Origin of the sequence: Salmonella sp. 32120201201600049SM, assembly GCF_017572835.1 — a bacterium.
GTDB classification, from domain to species: Bacteria; Pseudomonadota; Gammaproteobacteria; order Enterobacterales; family Enterobacteriaceae; genus Salmonella; species Salmonella enterica.
This window is the reverse complement of the sequence record NZ_JAGESA010000007.1, coordinates 14,504-29,128: the sequence shown is the minus strand read 5'-3', so window position 1 is coordinate 29,128 and position 14,625 is coordinate 14,504. Positions and strand designations below refer to the sequence as shown.

Below are 14,625 nucleotides of genomic sequence, written 5' to 3'. Positions count from 1 at the left end.
GCCATGCCGCACATTTCATCTCGCTTTAGCTCCGCCTGCATCGCGTTTATTAAACAGTGGCAGGGTCTGTCGCTGGAAAAGTATCGCGATCGGCAGGGTAACTGGGTGATTGGTTACGGGCATATGTTGACGCCGGATGAGACGCTGACGTTCATTACGCCCGACCAGGCGGAGGCATTCTTGCTGGATGACCTCAATAGCTGCGATATACTGCTACAGAATTGTTTGCCGGAACTTAACGATCGGTTTCAACGCGAAACGCTTATTGCGCTGATGTTCAGCATCGGACATCAGCGTTTTTTATCATTAATCAATACGGGTGATATTTCACAGCCAGAAATAAGCGGGCTGCGAATTTAACGTCGCTAATTCGATTCATTTAACATCATGGCGGCCTGGGTACGATTTTTTACATCCAGCCGCCGGTAAAGCGACTCCAGATGCGCTTTAACCGTCCCGGTACTAATATTTAACGCCCGCCCAATTTGTTTATTTGATTCTCCTGCGGCAAGCATCTGTAAAATTTCCCGCTGGCGGGCGCTTAACGCTTTTATATCACGGGACTCCAGCTCCGTTGAATTTAACCAATCCCCCGGTAAAAACATCATCCCGCGAGCGACAGCATTGAGCGCAAGGACAAAGGTTTCGGCATCAGAATCGCGTGGCACCACGGCCTGAACGTTAAATTGCATGACTTCATGCAGCCACTTTTGACTGCCATCCATCGCCGTGATAATAATCTTCACCTCCGGAAATTGCTGCGCGATTCTTTGTAACACCTCGCGGCAAAATTCAGCATCCAGGCCGCTATCCAGCATGACCAGCGCATCCGGCGCGCTTTCTATTTTTTGCCAGAGTTCTTCTGCCTGACCGACACTCTGGATACTTATTCCTGGAATGTGCTGCTGCAAACTGATTTTCATTCCATGAATAAATATTGACTGCCTGTCAAACATGATTACCTGCATTACTTTTCTCCACCTGGGTAAGATAATAGTCTCAAGATGAGGAAGGGTATTACCCGTAGGGTAAAATAAGAAGTCGCCATTTGGTATAGGCCATTTTACCGATAGTCATTGGTTGAGGAAGGGAAAGGTTATGAATATTTACAGCTTCAACATCGGGATTACAGAATTCGCTAAAATTAGCCTTTTAAAGTAAGGAATATCTTATTAGCGCGAAAAGCCAAGGCTAATTTGAATATTAATTTAATGAAGAGTACGCCTGGCGCGTCACAAAGGAAATATCTGCTTTTCGCCTGATGTGTTACAAAAAATAAAGTAGCACATTTTGTTAAAAAATAGCCAATCCGCCTGAAAACCGCGACGATGGGTCAATGACAATACCGTGTATGTACATGCATTTCTCTGCCCCACTACACCCGCTGTTATCGGCGTGTTTTACCGCCCTCGTCCCGTTTATCGGCTTTTTGGCGCTAAAAGCCTGGCCGGAAGGCGATAAATCCGCCGCGCAACGCAATCAGACGTATTCGTCACGCGAGCAATGATTGCGAAAGGGCTTATTAGATGCTAGAAAATCAATAAAACCAGCCGCTTCAGCGTCACTGTTTCAATAAGAACAATAATAGAGCCTGATGATGGATAAAATATATGCAATGAAATTGTTTGTACGCGTGGCGGAACGGGAAAGTTTTTCCCGTGCAGCAGAGGATATCGGCCTTCCCAAAGGCAGCGTCTCACGGCAAATACAAGCGTTAGAACATCAACTGGGCATCCGCCTGCTCCACCGCACCACCCGGCGGGTACAGCTTACTCAGGACGGAATGGTTTACTACGAACGGGCAAAAGATCTGTTGAGTAACCTGGATGAACTGGAGGGTCTTTTCCAGCCTGATCCCGCCAGTATCAGCGGCAAAATACGGGTAGATATACCGCCATGTCTCGCAAACAGCCTTATCATGCCGCGCCTGCCCACTTTTTTGCATCAGTATCCCGGCATTGCGCTGGAACTTTGTAGTAGCGATCGACAGGTCGATTTACTACGGGAAGATTTCGACTGTGTGGTGCGTACAGAGCCGCTACATGCGCCGGGGATACTGACGCGCCCGCTTGGCAAACTGAGAAGGGTGAACTGCGCCAGCCCACAATACCTGGCGCGCTTTGGGTATCCAGAAAACCTTGACGACCTCGCCTCACATGCGATGGTGCATTATTCATTGACCCCGGGAGTCTCTTCACCGGGTTTTGCCTTCGAAACGCCCCACGGTATGCAGTGGGTAAAAACCGGCGGAATGCTAACGGTAAACAGTACGGAGACCTGGCATACGGCCTGTCTGGCAGGATTAGGGATCATTCAGACGCCGCGCATTGCTGTACGGGAGGCGTTACGCGCCGGAACGCTCATTGAAATTTTACCGCAATATCGCGCCGCTCCACTGCCGGTGACGCTGCATTATCCCCATCGCCGTAATCTTTCCCGCCGGGTACACCTGTTTATGGTATGGCTGACTGAAACCATTAAAGAGGCCGCAGAGTAGCCGCATTTTCAGCATCCACCGGGGAGAAGCTATACTGACATATTCTATTAATGATGAAGGACTACCGACCTGATGACGCAGGAAAATGACGTAAAACGCCCTATTCAGGAACTGGAGCACGACCCGATACAAAAAATAGAAACGCAGCCGCATGACGCCCCGGAAAAAAACGAAAAGGCAAATCAGGCGTTGCATTCCGTCACCACCCTGATGCAAAAAATTCAGCGTCAACCGATGGTGGCCCACCTCATTCGCGCGACCGAACGTTTTAACGATCGACTGGGTAATCAGTTTGGCGCGGCTATCACCTACTTTTCGTTTCTGTCGATGATCCCGATAATGATGGTGTCCTTTGCCGCGGCAGGTTTTATCCTCGCCTCGCACCCTAATCTACTGGAAGATATTTTCAGCAAGATATTGATGAATGTGAGCGATCCTACGCTGGCGTCCACGCTTAAAAATACGATTAATACGGCGGTTCAACAGCGTACCACGGTAGGGCTGGTCGGACTGGGTATCGCGCTCTATTCCGGCGTTAACTGGATGGGCAACCTGCGGGAAGCGATTCGCGCCCAGTCACGGGACGTCTGGGAGCGCAAGCCGCAGGATCAGGAGAAAATCTGGCTCAAATATCTGCGCGATTTTATCTCGCTGATTGGATTATTAATCGCTTTAATCATTACGCTGTCCATTACTTCCATCGCCGGTTCCGCCCAGCAGATGATCATCTCCGCCTTGTATCTCGACAGCATCGAATGGTTAAAACCGGCCTGGCATTTGATCGGTCTGGCCATCTCTATTTTTGCCAACTATCTACTTTTTTTCTGGATTTTCTGGCGACTGCCTCGCCATCGTCCCCGTAAAAAAGCGTTGATTCGCGGGACATTTATCGCCGCTATCGGTTTTGAGGTGATTAAAATCATTATGACTTATACGCTGCCGTCACTGGTGAAATCGCCTTCCGGCGCGGCGTTTGGCTCCGTACTCGGTCTGATGGCCTTCTTCTACTTTTTTGCCCGCCTGACGTTATTCTGCGCGGCCTGGATAGCCACCGCCGAATATAAGGACGACCCGCGAATGCCGGGTAAAACGCAACGCTAGTCTGCGGCTTGCTGCCGAATGGCACGCACGGCGTCGTCATTCGGCCTACTGCTGTGTGGACCCAGGCCGGGTATGTAAAGCGTACCCGGCGGTACAATCAGGCACGTCCTTCCGCCTCATCTCATTGTTTCAGCATATAAATCCAGTAATTAACTTTTATTTAACCAGAAACCAGTTTTATCCACTAATTCTAAAATTATGTGAAGCATTTCATAGACGCAAAATGGCTGGCTTAAACATTATCCCCTTTTTGCGCTTTTTTTGACCATTTTTGGCTTTTGTTACACATTGAAATATAACTTTTGCTGTGCGTAATATGGCTATTCGTTCGCTAAAAATAAGAAAATAGTATGCAAGCAACCGCCACAACACTCGACCATGAACAGGAACATGTTCCGGTAAACTCACGCAATAAAGTCGTTATTGCCTCGCTTATCGGCACCGCGATTGAGTTCTTCGACTTCTATATTTACGCCACCGCAGCGGTGATCGTGTTCCCCCTTATCTTCTTCCCCCAGGGCGATCCCACTGCGGCAACGCTACAATCGCTCGCCACCTTCGCTATCGCGTTTGTGGCGCGTCCGATTGGCTCTGCGCTATTCGGCCACTTCGGCGACCGGGTAGGCCGCAAAGTCACGCTGGTGGCTTCGCTGCTGACGATGGGGATCTCCACGGTCATTATCGGTCTGTTACCGGGCTACGCGACGATAGGTATTTTCGCGCCGCTGCTGCTGGCGCTGGCGCGTTTCGGTCAGGGACTGGGGCTGGGCGGCGAATGGGGCGGCGCGGCGTTATTAGCGACGGAGAATGCGCCGCCGCGCAAACGCGCGCTGTATGGCTCCTTCCCGCAGTTGGGCGCGCCGATCGGCTTCTTTTTTGCCAATGGCACCTTCCTGTTGCTCTCCTGGCTGCTGACCGACGAGCAGTTTATGAGCTGGGGCTGGCGCGTGCCGTTTATCTTCTCGGCGGTGCTGGTGATTATCGGCCTGTATGTGCGCGTGTCGCTGCATGAAACGCCGGTGTTTGCGAAAGTCGCCGCAGCGAAAAAACAGGTAAAAATACCGCTGGGCACGTTGCTGACGAAGCATGTCCGCGTAACCATTCTCGGCACGTTTATTATGCTGGCGACCTACACGCTGTTCTATATCATGACCGTCTATTCCATGACTTACAGCACTGCCGCCGCGCCGGTGGGGCTTGGCTTGCCGCGCAATGAAATACTGTGGATGCTGATGATGGCGGTGATTGGTTTCGGCGTGATGGTGCCCGTCGCCGGCCTGCTGGCGGACGCATTTGGCCGTCGGAAAAGCATGGTCATCATTACCACGCTCATCATTCTCTTCGCGTTGTTCGCCTTTACCCCGCTGCTGGGTTCAGGCAATCCAGCGCTGGTCTTCGTGTTCCTGTTGTTAGGCCTGAGCCTGATGGGGCTGACCTTCGGCCCAATGGGAGCGCTGCTGCCGGAGCTATTTCCGACGGAAGTGCGCTATACCGGCGCATCGTTTTCCTACAATGTGTCATCGATTCTGGGCGCTTCCGTCGCGCCGTATATTGCCGCATGGCTGCAAAGCCACTACGGGCTGGCGGCGGTAGGGGTTTACCTGGCGTCAATGGCGGCGCTGACGCTGATTGCACTGCTGTTAACCCATGAGACGCGTCATCAGGCGTTGTAATAGGGCGCCGGATGGCATCATCCGGCGCTACGTTTCACGTTACTGCTTCATCTGCGTTAAAATCGTCCGGCACTGATTGGCTTCGCCTTCAGAGGGCGAAATGAGCGCCAATAGCGCGGCGGCGGGCGTTACCAACGTCGCCAGCGCTGCCGCAACCGCGCCGCGCGCAATCAGCGGGCCGGGCTTGACGCCCGCCTGCGGATTTTTAAATGTCCCGCGCACGTACAGCGGCGATCGCAGCGTAATAATACGAATCCCCTTACTTTCCGGATCAATGGTTAAATCGAGCTGTTCAGAGGCGAAGCTCGCCGTACCGGTCACGTTAATCAACGCATTTTCTGTATCAAAAGCAAAAATTTGCGGTCGCGCCACGCCGTTCGCAATATTGAGATTCGCCGCCGCGCAGTTAACCCGCACTTCGTCATCGCCAAAAATCTGCCCGACAATATAGTTGCCGACGTTCAGCCCCACGATTTCCATCAGGTTGCGGCTAATCAATCCATCATTCATCAATAATTTGAGATTGCCGTTACTGTTGCCAAGCAGCGCGGCGACCGAGTTGCCCGTCCCGCGAATATCCGCATCGCCGTTCAGCTCGCCCAGCGTTTTCTGCATCAGCTCCACATCCGGCATCAGTTCTTTAAGCTTCAGCCGACGCGCCTGTATATCCGCCCGCCCCTGCATTGGCTTTTTATCCCCTTCCAGATGGATGTTGGAGACAATACTGCCGCCTGCCAGACCAAACTTCAGCGGCTGTAGACGTAAGTCGGCGTTTTTCAGGATGATATGGGTCGAAAGATCGCTAATCGGTAGACTGCCGCCATGTTCAATACGTCGGCCTTTAAACCGGACATCGGCGTCCATAACGTCCCATTTGTCGGTTTCAAAGCGATCGTAAGGCAACACTTTATCCGCCGGCTGAACATTCTTCTCGCCTTTGCGCTGTTCAGACCGTTTCGACTGCTCAGCGTCTTTCCCGGAATCCACGCCAATCAGCGGCCCAAGATCGGCCAGGCGTAACTGGCGCGATTCGACATCGCCTTCCAGTTTAGGGCGCGGTTTACCGGTGGTATAAGTGAGGGAGCCGTGGATATCACTGTCGCCAATGCGCCCGTTAAAACCGCGATAATCAAATACTGATGACTTTTCGGCGTCAATTTTCGCCACCAATCGCCCATCGGTCTCAAACGGCGGCGTATCCGGCAGCAGCACGCCGGTTAAATCATATAAATCGCCCAGTGAATCGCCAGAGAATTTAAGCCGCAGATCGACGCCGCCCATTTTCATCGGTTCGTTCACCACGCCGCTAAAAGCCACCCGCGTATTACCAGAGCGGAAATCGGCCTGCACAGGAAAAGGCGTACTTTCGCTGCGTAGCGCCAGCATACCGCCTATTTTCCCCGTACCGGTCAACGGTTCCCCGTTATAACGCCCCTGCGCCTTCAGGCCGAAGACATAGTCGCCCACGGTGGATTTGTCTGCTTTGCCTTTCGTTCCCGTCACTTCGCTGAACGGCAACGGTTTGCCTAACGGATCGACCAGAATAGTGATATCCGCTTTACTGACCTTATCATCGATCGCGATTCGCCCCTGGTCGAAGAGAATATTATCCAGCCGGAAGGACCAGGCGGAAGGTTTAGCATTGGGGTCCGTATTCTTGTCTTGCGTGAGGTTAAAGGTCCAGTTATTGGTTTTCTCGGACAGACGAATAAGACGCGCGTCGGGTTTCACCAGTTTGATCCACGGCAGCCAGACGGTTTTGGTCAGGAGCGCCAGCGGGGCAAGCGTCGCCTCAACGCGTGGCAGATGCACCATCGTAACTTCCGGAATATCCGGCGGATTGCCGAGAATGACGTCTTCCGCGTGAACATGCGGCCACGGTACCCAGCTTCGCCAGCCGGTCTCCTGTTTTTGGCGTTCCCACACCACGCCTAAATCGCCGCGAATAGCGAAAGGCCGGTTCAATTCGGTAGAGACTTTCTGGTTGATGGTCGGTTTGAGGCGGTTCCAGTCAAATGTTGCGATCAACAAAATCACTATGGCGATCAACAACAAGAAAGTCCCTGTGATGGCGGCGGTTATTTTGCCTGCTTTAGTCATGTGTTATTTCCTCACTTCTTCCCTTGCCTGTCCTAAAGATAGTTCAGCCAGACGAAAAAGGAGGATGACCGCGCCTCGTAATACCACGTATTACGGGAACAGTCTGGCGTTACAGGGTCAGAATCACCTCTTCGAGCGATATCAGCGGCACGGGTCGAGAAAGAAAATAGCCCTGGGCGGCAAAGGCGGGCGAACGCTGCACATCACGCCACTCTTCCAGCGTCTCCACGCCCTCGACAATAACGCCGCGGCAGTAGCGGTTCATCAGTTGCAGCAGCAGAGTGAACAGGTTGCGTCCCTCCGGGGACTGACGCAGCATGACGAACAGCTCGCGCGCCACTTTAATGTAGTCATAACGCACTTCGCTCAGCGCTGAAAAATTGGCCATACCAGTACCAAAATCATCCAGCCACAGCGGGCCGAACTCACACATCGAGGCGAAAGAGGAGTCTTTCGGCAAACGAATATGTTCCACCAGTTCGAAACGCAGCCAGGGTAAGCGCTCCATCGCTGCCAGAATGTCCGGCTGTCGTCGCATGGCAATCAGCGTAGGGCCGTCGACATTGACTGATGCCAATAAGTGATGGCGAGTGAAAAAATCCGCTTTTTGTTCAAGCTGATGAAGTTGTTCTTTCACTACGTCAATGCGGTGTCGAACCGCTAACTCCGCGAAATAACGATCCGGGGCAATACGTCTGGAAGGGTTATCAGGATGAGTGACGACAGTGAGAAGTTCAACCGCCATCAGACGGCCATCCGTCTGGTATATCGGCTGGTAAGTATAGGCACGCTCGCATTGCAGCCAATAGCGCCGTTCCTGCAAATTCTCTATACCTGCATCAGGAACGCGTAGCTGCTGGATAACCTGCTTTATCATCTCAGTTGTCCTGTTAATGGGAGTGTGACTGTCCGGACTCGTCAAAGGTTATCGGCGTTCAGGCAGAGAACTTTACCCTCGGTCCCTGGCAAAATAAAAAACAGACCACGAAACTTGTCAAAAATACGCACTTGCTCAAAAAAATAATGGACCGATGTTTTAATATTATTGACCACTAAACATCCACAGCGCACACTAACGCTAATTTTTACAGATCAGGTTCACGACTATGTCTAAAAAGATTGCCGTGATTGGCGAATGCATGATTGAGCTGTCGCAGAAAGGCGCTGATGTTCAGCGCGGCTTCGGCGGCGACACGCTGAATACCTCCGTTTATATTGCCCGTCAGGTCGATTCTGCCGCTCTGGCCGTTCACTATGTGACGGCGCTGGGTACCGACAGTTTCAGCCAACAGATGCTGGAGGCGTGGCAGAATGAAAATGTGGATACCTCGCTAACGCAGCGGATGGAAAATCGCCTGCCAGGCCTCTATTACATCGAAACCGATGATACTGGCGAGCGTACCTTCTACTACTGGCGTAACGAAGCGGCAGCGAAATTCTGGCTGGAGAGCGAACAGTCAGCGGCTATCTGCAAGGCGCTGGCGACCTTCGATTATCTCTACCTGAGCGGCATTAGCCTCGCGATTTTAAGCCCGACCAGCCGTGATAAGCTGCTGTCTTTATTGCGTGAATGTCGGGCCAACGGCGGGAAAGTCATTTTTGATAATAACTATCGCCCGCGTTTATGGACAAGTCGCGAAGAAACGCAGCAGGTCTATCAAAAGATGCTGGACTGTACTGATATCGCCTTCCTGACACTGGACGATGAAGACGCGCTATGGGGTAAGCAACCGGTGGAAGAGGTCATTGCCCGCACCCATGCGGCAGGCGTGCAGGAAGTGGTGGTAAAACGCGGGGCGGACTCTTGCCTGGTCTCGATTCAGGGCGAGGCGCTCATTGACGTTCCGGCAGTCAAACTGCCGAAAGAGAAAGTGATAGACACCACTGCCGCAGGCGACTCCTTCAGCGCCGGTTATCTGGCCGTTCGTTTAACGGGCGGCAGCGCGACGGATGCCGCGAGGCGCGGACACCTGACGGCCAGCACGGTGATTCAGTACCGTGGGGCCATTATTCCGCACGACGCGATGCCGCAGTAAGTCATTTGCTCTTGCCCGGTGGCGCTGCGCTTACCGGGCCGGCAGGCGGCAGCTTACTGTGCCGCCGGTGTCTCCGTCACTTCCGGATGCGCCTCATCTGCTTCAACAGCGGCGGCAGTTGTCGGGACCATGATTTCATCCCACGTCGCCTTTAACGCCTTCATATTAAATTCCGGCTCGCCTTGCGGTTGCAGCAAAATTAATGCCATCTCCTGCGATAGCTGCTGACGTAAATTCTGATTGAGCATATCAACGGTCAGGCTGTTGAGGAAATTCTGACGCAGCTTCTGATACTGCTCCGGCGCGATATCCACCACCTGATTCTGCAGCGAGCGCATACGCTGTCCAGTCAAAATGTCAGTATCGGTACGCGCGTAGGTCGCGAACAGCTTTTGCAATTCGAGATTTTTCTGCGCCACCAGCGCAGTAAACTCCTCTTCCGACAAACCTTTATCGCGTACTTTCGCCAGTTCATTCGCCACCAGGCTCAAATTGGTATTGAGCTTATCATTAGGTGATTCAATGTTGATGGCGCACTGCGCGCGCAGAAACAGAACCCGGCAGTCAAACCCCAGACCAATATCTTTCGCGTTATTTTTAGTAAGCTCTTGCTGGATATGCCAGAACAGCGCTTCGCGCGCCAGATCCGCCTGCCAGTAGCGCAACAGCGCCGCCGACTCGCGAATCGGTTGCCACGGCGTATCCCACATAATGGAGAGACGATCCTGGCGCACCGCATCGGTCATAATGCTCACTGATTCCGCCCGCAGCGGCGAAAGCGTCGGCACCGGGGCGGGCGTTTCGCGTTTACCTTTCAGCGTACCGAACGTTTTATTGATCTGCTCGGCGACGGAGCGCGCATCAATGTTGCCGACAACAATCAGCGTCATGGCATCCGGGGTGTACCATTTTTCATAGAAAGCCTGAATTTTGGCTGCGTCTACCGGCTGCTTTAACGGTTCCGCGGGATCGTGCCCCAATAACGCCGACCCTTTCAGCCGATAACGCCACCAGCCCTCTTTAGTATCTGCTGGCCACGTCGCAACCATATCTTCGCTGCTTAACGCATGATTCACCGTCTCTGGCGTAATGGTTAATTTACCGGAGACGTTAGCCAGATAGGTCAGCGCTTCTTTCAGCAGATCGTTACGGTTATTGGGTAAACTGAGGTTATAGAGCGTGGAATCATAAGAAACAATAACGGGCGGCATGGGACGTTTCGGATCAAACCCTTGCTGCCATAAAGAACGTGCCTGTGCGGCATCCAGACCACCGCTTTGCGTCAGCGCGATACGGGGAATCGCATGGCTGAACCCGCTCTGTTGCGTACTTTCGGTGAGCGAACCGGTATTAACCTGGAGACGAACTTCAATACGATCGCTGGGGCGCTGAGGCGTAGCCAACACTTGCCACTGTAACCCATTAGCCAGCGTCCCCTGTTGCCATGCCGGATCGGGCTGGAGCGCATCTGCCTGCACATAGCCGGCAGAGGCCAACATCAACAGACTGCCCGCTAAGAGTCGAATTTTTGTGCCCTGCATGTGAACCCCTGATCAACAATCCTGGTAATAAAAAGACAGCCCCGGCAGGGATGCCTGAATATGACGTAAAAACACTTCGTGTTAGACCGCGAGAACCTAAAAATGTCACGGAAGAAGTGAAATAATCCCTAAGCATCATGCTGTATGCTTTGGGCGCAGGGGTCAATTATGCGCAAACACCCGCAGTCCTGGAAGGGACTACGGGCATAAGTGGCGAGATTAGGAGGAAATTTCGTGCGTTTTGCCATCCGGCGCACGATTATTAAGCACATCGTCCAGCTTTTGGTGATCTAACTCTTTCACCCATTTGGCAACCACCACCGTCGCCACGCCGTTACCCACCAGGTTAGTCAGCGCGCGCGCTTCGGACATAAAGCGGTCGATACCGAGGATTAACGCCAGTCCCGCAACCGGTAAATGGCCCACGGCGGAGATAGTGGCCGCCAGCACGATAAAGCCGCTTCCGGTCACGCCCGCGGCGCCTTTTGACGAAAGCAGCAGCACGACCAGCAGCGTTATCTGGTGGAAGATATCCATATGGCTGTTGGTCGCCTGGGCGATAAACACCGCCGCCATCGTCAGGTAGATAGAGGTGCCATCAAGGTTGAACGAATACCCCGTCGGGATCACCAGCCCTACCACCGACTTACGGCACCCCAGTTTTTCCATCTTATCGAGCATACGCGGCAACGCTGACTCGGAAGAGGAGGTGCCAAGCACAATGAGTAATTCTTCCCGGATATAGCGAATAAATTTAAAAATGCTAAAGCCCGTTACCCGTGCAATCGTCCCCAGCACCACCACCACGAAGAGAATACAGGTGATATAGAAGCAGATAATGAGCTGCCCCAGTTGCACCAGAGAACCGACGCCGTATTTACCGATGGTGAAGGCCATCGCGCCGAATGCGCCAATCGGCGCCAGGCGCATGATCATATTGATGATGCCGAAAATGACCTGCGAAAAACTCTCAATCACATTGAAAATGAGCTGGCCTTTGCTGCCCAAACGGTGCAGCGCAAAACCAAACAACACCGCAAACAGTAAGACCTGCAGAATGTTGCCGCTGGCAAACGCGCCGATCACGCTGCCCGGTATGACATCCATCAGGAAGGCAATAATGCCCTGCTCCTTGGCTTGTGCGGCATAAACGGCCACCGCCTGCGCATCCAGCGTTGCCGGATCGACGTTCATCCCGGCGCCAGGTTGCACAACGTTGACGATGATAAGACCGATAATCAGCGCAATCGTACTGACAATTTCAAAGTAAAGCAGCGCGACCGCGCCGGTACGGCCCACCGCTTTCATGCTTTCCATGCCTGCGATGCCCGTCACGACAGTACAGAAAATGACAGGAGCGATGATCATCTTAATGAGCTTAACGAACGCGTCGCCAAGCGGTTTCATTTGTGCGCCCAGTTCAGGATAGTAATGGCCAAGGAGAATACCAATGGCGATTGCTGTCAGGACCTGAAAATAAAGACTTTTGAACAGAGAGGTTTTCATAGGGTGTCCTTGAAGTAAAAACCACAGGTCTTGTAAGGTTATGAGTAACCTGCGGCCTTAAAATAACACCCACACAACATGACAGAAATGCGCCAGGATCATAATTGAAACAAAAATGTTAAAAAGTTTGAGCTGGCTCGCACAAGCGCGACCTTTTTTAACTTTTGTAATCAGGATTTTCGTGCGACAGATACCGTTCTTCAAAGATATCCGCGGGAACGGGCCGAGCAAACAGGAAGCCTTGCGCGACGTTGACTCCAGCCTGTTCCAGCCACGCGCGTTGCGCCTCGTTCTCCACGCCCTCGGCAATCAATTGTAAATTAAGACTGCGGGCCATCAGGATAATCGCCGTCACCATACTGTGATCCTCTGGTAACCCATCGACAAACATTTTATCAATTTTAAGGATATCGACCGGTAGCGACTTCATATGCTGTAACTGGCGCAGCCCCGCGTAACCCATGCCAAAATCATCCAGTGCGATACGCACGCCAGCATTACGTAACGGACGTAAGATAGCGACGGCAGCGTGCGGATCGTCGATACGGCGGCTTTCAGTGACCTCAAGAATCAGCGTACCCGGTTGAATACGATAGCGGTTTAACAATTCCAGCAGCTCCGACACCATGCCAGGGTGCATGAGCTGTAACGCGGAAAGATTGACGGAGAGCGGCAATGTCACGCCGCGCTCCTGCCAGGCGGCAAGCTGGCGGCAGGACTCTTCCAGCACCCAATGGCCCACCGTGACCATCAGGCCGCAGGATTCAATGCGCTCAATCAGCCCATCTGGTAATTCCCAGCTACCGTCCGGCTGTTGCATACGTAACAAGGCTTCGGCGCTTAATACGTTGCCGCTGCGCATCTCGACCTGCGGCTGCAGCCAAATGGCAAACTGATGGTTATCCAGCGCGGTAAGGATATCGCTCTCTTCGGTAAGGCGCTGTTGAGCGGCCTCCATCTGTGCCGGGTCAAAGAACTGGATCTGATTTTTACCTTTTCGGCGCGCGGTAAACGCGGCGGAGACGGCGCGACCATAGAGCTCTTCGGCGGTCAGATCGCCATAATACATCGCAATGCCAATACTGCAGCTTGGGCGCAGTTGAATACCCTGGATGGGCAGTCGTTCATTAATGATAGTGAGTATTTGCTGACCTAATGTGATGGCGTGCCACGGCTCTTTAACGCCGTGGGCGATAATGGCAAAGTCATACCCGCTGACCTGCGTAAGCACCATGCGCGGCGCCAGCACCGACTTCAGCTTCTCAACCAGCGTCAGTAATAGAATCTCCCGCTGCGTTTCTTGCAGCACGCCTGCCGTGTCACGCAACGTTTCGCACGTCACGATGATAAGCGCGGTGGTCTGTTGGCGGGTGATAACCTGTTCCAGCAGCGCCATTAAAAAGGCTTTATTGGGCAGCTCGGAAACCGGAAAACGCATCGCGTTGTCCGTTTGCTCCTCGCGTTGACGCTGCATAAGCTGCTGGTTGAGGTTATAGCTGCGCACCAGCATCCCAATTTCATCATCCTGATGCAGACGCGGCAACGCCAGCTGATGTCCGATCAGCTCCTGCTGCGGAATGTCGTTCAGCTCGCGGGCGATTTTGCGCAGCGGATGCACAATCAGGCGGTTTACGCACCAGGCGATGGCCACCGTCAGGATCAGCGATAGAAGTAAGTAAATGGTCACTAACGTAGAGAGCGCGCTCATGACGAACTTGTACATACGGTACGAATCCGCCTGCAATACAAGGTAGGCCAGCGGTTGCGGATTGGCGGGACGCTCCAGCGAATAAACCGGTAAAGAAATTTGTACCGGCAGTTCGAAGAGACGCGTCACCATAACCGGGACGGGGCGTTCAGGAATGAAGCGCTTACGCAACGCCTGGAACTGATTCGGCAATACCACATCGGCGCGACTCACCACGCCCGCAGGTTTAATACTTTCCAGAATGGTTTCCGCGCCGGGGAGATCCGCTTTTAAAATCGCGGAAGAAAGAGGTTCCCGAACAGATCGCGCGATACTTTCCAGTTGCGTAGCCGTATTGTAGCGGTTCTGCTGTACCAGATGGAACAACAAAACGGTGCAAAAGACAAAAACAAACACCATGACAACGGCCGCAACCATTGCCATCTGTTTAATTGTTAACGAGCGGCTGACGCGCAAATTGACT

12 protein-coding genes are annotated in these 14,625 nt (G+C 52.9%); 6 read left to right on the top strand and 6 right to left on the bottom strand.

Annotation, left to right across the window (positions count from 1 at the left end; translation table 11 throughout):
• Nucleotides 1-3: 3 nt before the first annotated feature.
• Nucleotides 4-360: a lysozyme gene (locus J4650_RS15000; protein ID WP_001120249.1), complete on the top strand. Its 357-nt coding sequence runs from the start codon at nt 4-6 to the stop codon at nt 358-360.
• Nucleotides 361-365: 5 nt separating this feature from the next.
• Here J4650_RS15000 and J4650_RS14995 read toward each other — a convergent pair whose 3' ends face one another.
• The gene (locus J4650_RS14995; protein ID WP_001196081.1) at nt 366-968 is read right to left on the bottom strand and encodes a response regulator transcription factor; all 603 of its coding nucleotides are present in this window, start codon (nt 966-968) and stop codon (nt 366-368) included.
• A 368-nt stretch (nt 969-1,336) separates the two neighbouring features.
• On the opposite strand from J4650_RS14995, the gene J4650_RS14990 reads away from it, so the two are divergent.
• From J4650_RS14990 to J4650_RS14975, 4 genes are all read left to right on the top strand, one after another.
• Nucleotides 1,337-1,507 carry a hypothetical protein gene (locus tag J4650_RS14990; protein WP_153246886.1) on the top strand — a complete coding sequence of 57 codons (171 nt, stop codon included), beginning with the start codon at nt 1,337-1,339 and terminating at the stop codon, nt 1,505-1,507.
• A gap of 90 nt (nt 1,508-1,597) precedes the next feature.
• The gene (locus J4650_RS14985) at nt 1,598-2,497 is read left to right on the top strand and encodes a LysR family transcriptional regulator (protein WP_000358042.1); all 900 of its coding nucleotides are present in this window, start codon (nt 1,598-1,600) and stop codon (nt 2,495-2,497) included.
• A 72-nt stretch (nt 2,498-2,569) separates the two neighbouring features.
• Nucleotides 2,570-3,598: an inner membrane protein YhjD gene (gene yhjD / locus J4650_RS14980; RefSeq protein WP_000191231.1), complete on the top strand. Its 1,029-nt coding sequence runs from the start codon at nt 2,570-2,572 to the stop codon at nt 3,596-3,598.
• A gap of 350 nt (nt 3,599-3,948) precedes the next feature.
• Nucleotides 3,949-5,271: an MFS transporter gene (locus J4650_RS14975; RefSeq protein ID WP_001148981.1), complete on the top strand. Its 1,323-nt coding sequence runs from the start codon at nt 3,949-3,951 to the stop codon at nt 5,269-5,271.
• A 39-nt stretch (nt 5,272-5,310) separates the two neighbouring features.
• Here J4650_RS14975 and J4650_RS14970 read toward each other — a convergent pair whose 3' ends face one another.
• Together J4650_RS14970 and pdeH are read right to left on the bottom strand one after the other, a co-directional pair.
• A complete protein-coding gene (locus tag J4650_RS14970; RefSeq protein WP_000158685.1) occupies nt 5,311-7,371 on the bottom strand; it encodes an AsmA family protein in 2,061 nt (686 codons plus the stop codon).
• Nucleotides 7,372-7,480: 109 nt separating this feature from the next.
• Nucleotides 7,481-8,248 (bottom strand): cyclic-guanylate-specific phosphodiesterase, encoded by a 768-nt coding sequence (pdeH, locus tag J4650_RS14965; RefSeq protein ID WP_000595626.1) that lies wholly within the window; start codon nt 8,246-8,248, stop codon nt 7,481-7,483.
• Nucleotides 8,249-8,477: 229 nt separating this feature from the next.
• On the opposite strand from pdeH, the gene J4650_RS14960 reads away from it, so the two are divergent.
• Entirely contained in the window at nt 8,478-9,407 is a 930-nt protein-coding gene (locus J4650_RS14960) for a sugar kinase (protein ID WP_023993725.1), read from the top strand.
• A gap of 53 nt (nt 9,408-9,460) precedes the next feature.
• On the opposite strand, the gene J4650_RS14955 is transcribed toward J4650_RS14960, so the two are convergent.
• The 3 genes from J4650_RS14955 to hmsP form a co-directional block, all read right to left on the bottom strand.
• Nucleotides 9,461-10,948, bottom strand: a complete 1,488-nt coding sequence (locus J4650_RS14955) for a pitrilysin family protein (protein WP_001163182.1) — start codon at nt 10,946-10,948, stop codon at nt 9,461-9,463.
• Nucleotides 10,949-11,167: 219 nt separating this feature from the next.
• The gene (gene dctA / locus J4650_RS14950; protein ID WP_000858228.1) at nt 11,168-12,454 is read right to left on the bottom strand and encodes a C4-dicarboxylate transporter DctC; all 1,287 of its coding nucleotides are present in this window, start codon (nt 12,452-12,454) and stop codon (nt 11,168-11,170) included.
• Nucleotides 12,455-12,611: 157 nt separating this feature from the next.
• A complete protein-coding gene (gene hmsP, locus J4650_RS14945) occupies nt 12,612-14,618 on the bottom strand; it encodes a biofilm formation regulator HmsP (protein ID WP_023993724.1) in 2,007 nt (668 codons plus the stop codon).
• Between the last annotated feature and the right edge of the window lie 7 nt (nt 14,619-14,625).

What these genes read in the sequence shown, in the direction of transcription:
- J4650_RS15000 (WP_001120249.1), top strand. Translation starts at nt 4, where the DNA reads ATGCCGCACATTTCATCTCGCTTTAGCTCCGCCTGCATCGCGTTTATT.
- J4650_RS14995 (WP_001196081.1), bottom strand. Translation starts at nt 968, where the DNA reads ATGCAGGTAATCATGTTTGACAGGCAGTCAATATTTATTCATGGAATG.
- dctA (WP_000858228.1), bottom strand. Translation starts at nt 12,454, where the DNA reads ATGAAAACCTCTCTGTTCAAAAGTCTTTATTTTCAGGTCCTGACAGCA.
- J4650_RS14960 (WP_023993725.1), top strand. Translation starts at nt 8,478, where the DNA reads ATGTCTAAAAAGATTGCCGTGATTGGCGAATGCATGATTGAGCTGTCG.
- J4650_RS14955 (WP_001163182.1), bottom strand. Translation starts at nt 10,948, where the DNA reads ATGCAGGGCACAAAAATTCGACTCTTAGCGGGCAGTCTGTTGATGTTG.
- J4650_RS14985 (WP_000358042.1), top strand. Translation starts at nt 1,598, where the DNA reads ATGGATAAAATATATGCAATGAAATTGTTTGTACGCGTGGCGGAACGG.
- pdeH (WP_000595626.1), bottom strand. Translation starts at nt 8,248, where the DNA reads ATGATAAAGCAGGTTATCCAGCAGCTACGCGTTCCTGATGCAGGTATA.
- J4650_RS14990 (WP_153246886.1), top strand. Translation starts at nt 1,337, where the DNA reads ATGACAATACCGTGTATGTACATGCATTTCTCTGCCCCACTACACCCG.
- J4650_RS14970 (WP_000158685.1), bottom strand. Translation starts at nt 7,371, where the DNA reads ATGACTAAAGCAGGCAAAATAACCGCCGCCATCACAGGGACTTTCTTG.
- yhjD (WP_000191231.1), top strand. Translation starts at nt 2,570, where the DNA reads ATGACGCAGGAAAATGACGTAAAACGCCCTATTCAGGAACTGGAGCAC.
- J4650_RS14975 (WP_001148981.1), top strand. Translation starts at nt 3,949, where the DNA reads ATGCAAGCAACCGCCACAACACTCGACCATGAACAGGAACATGTTCCG.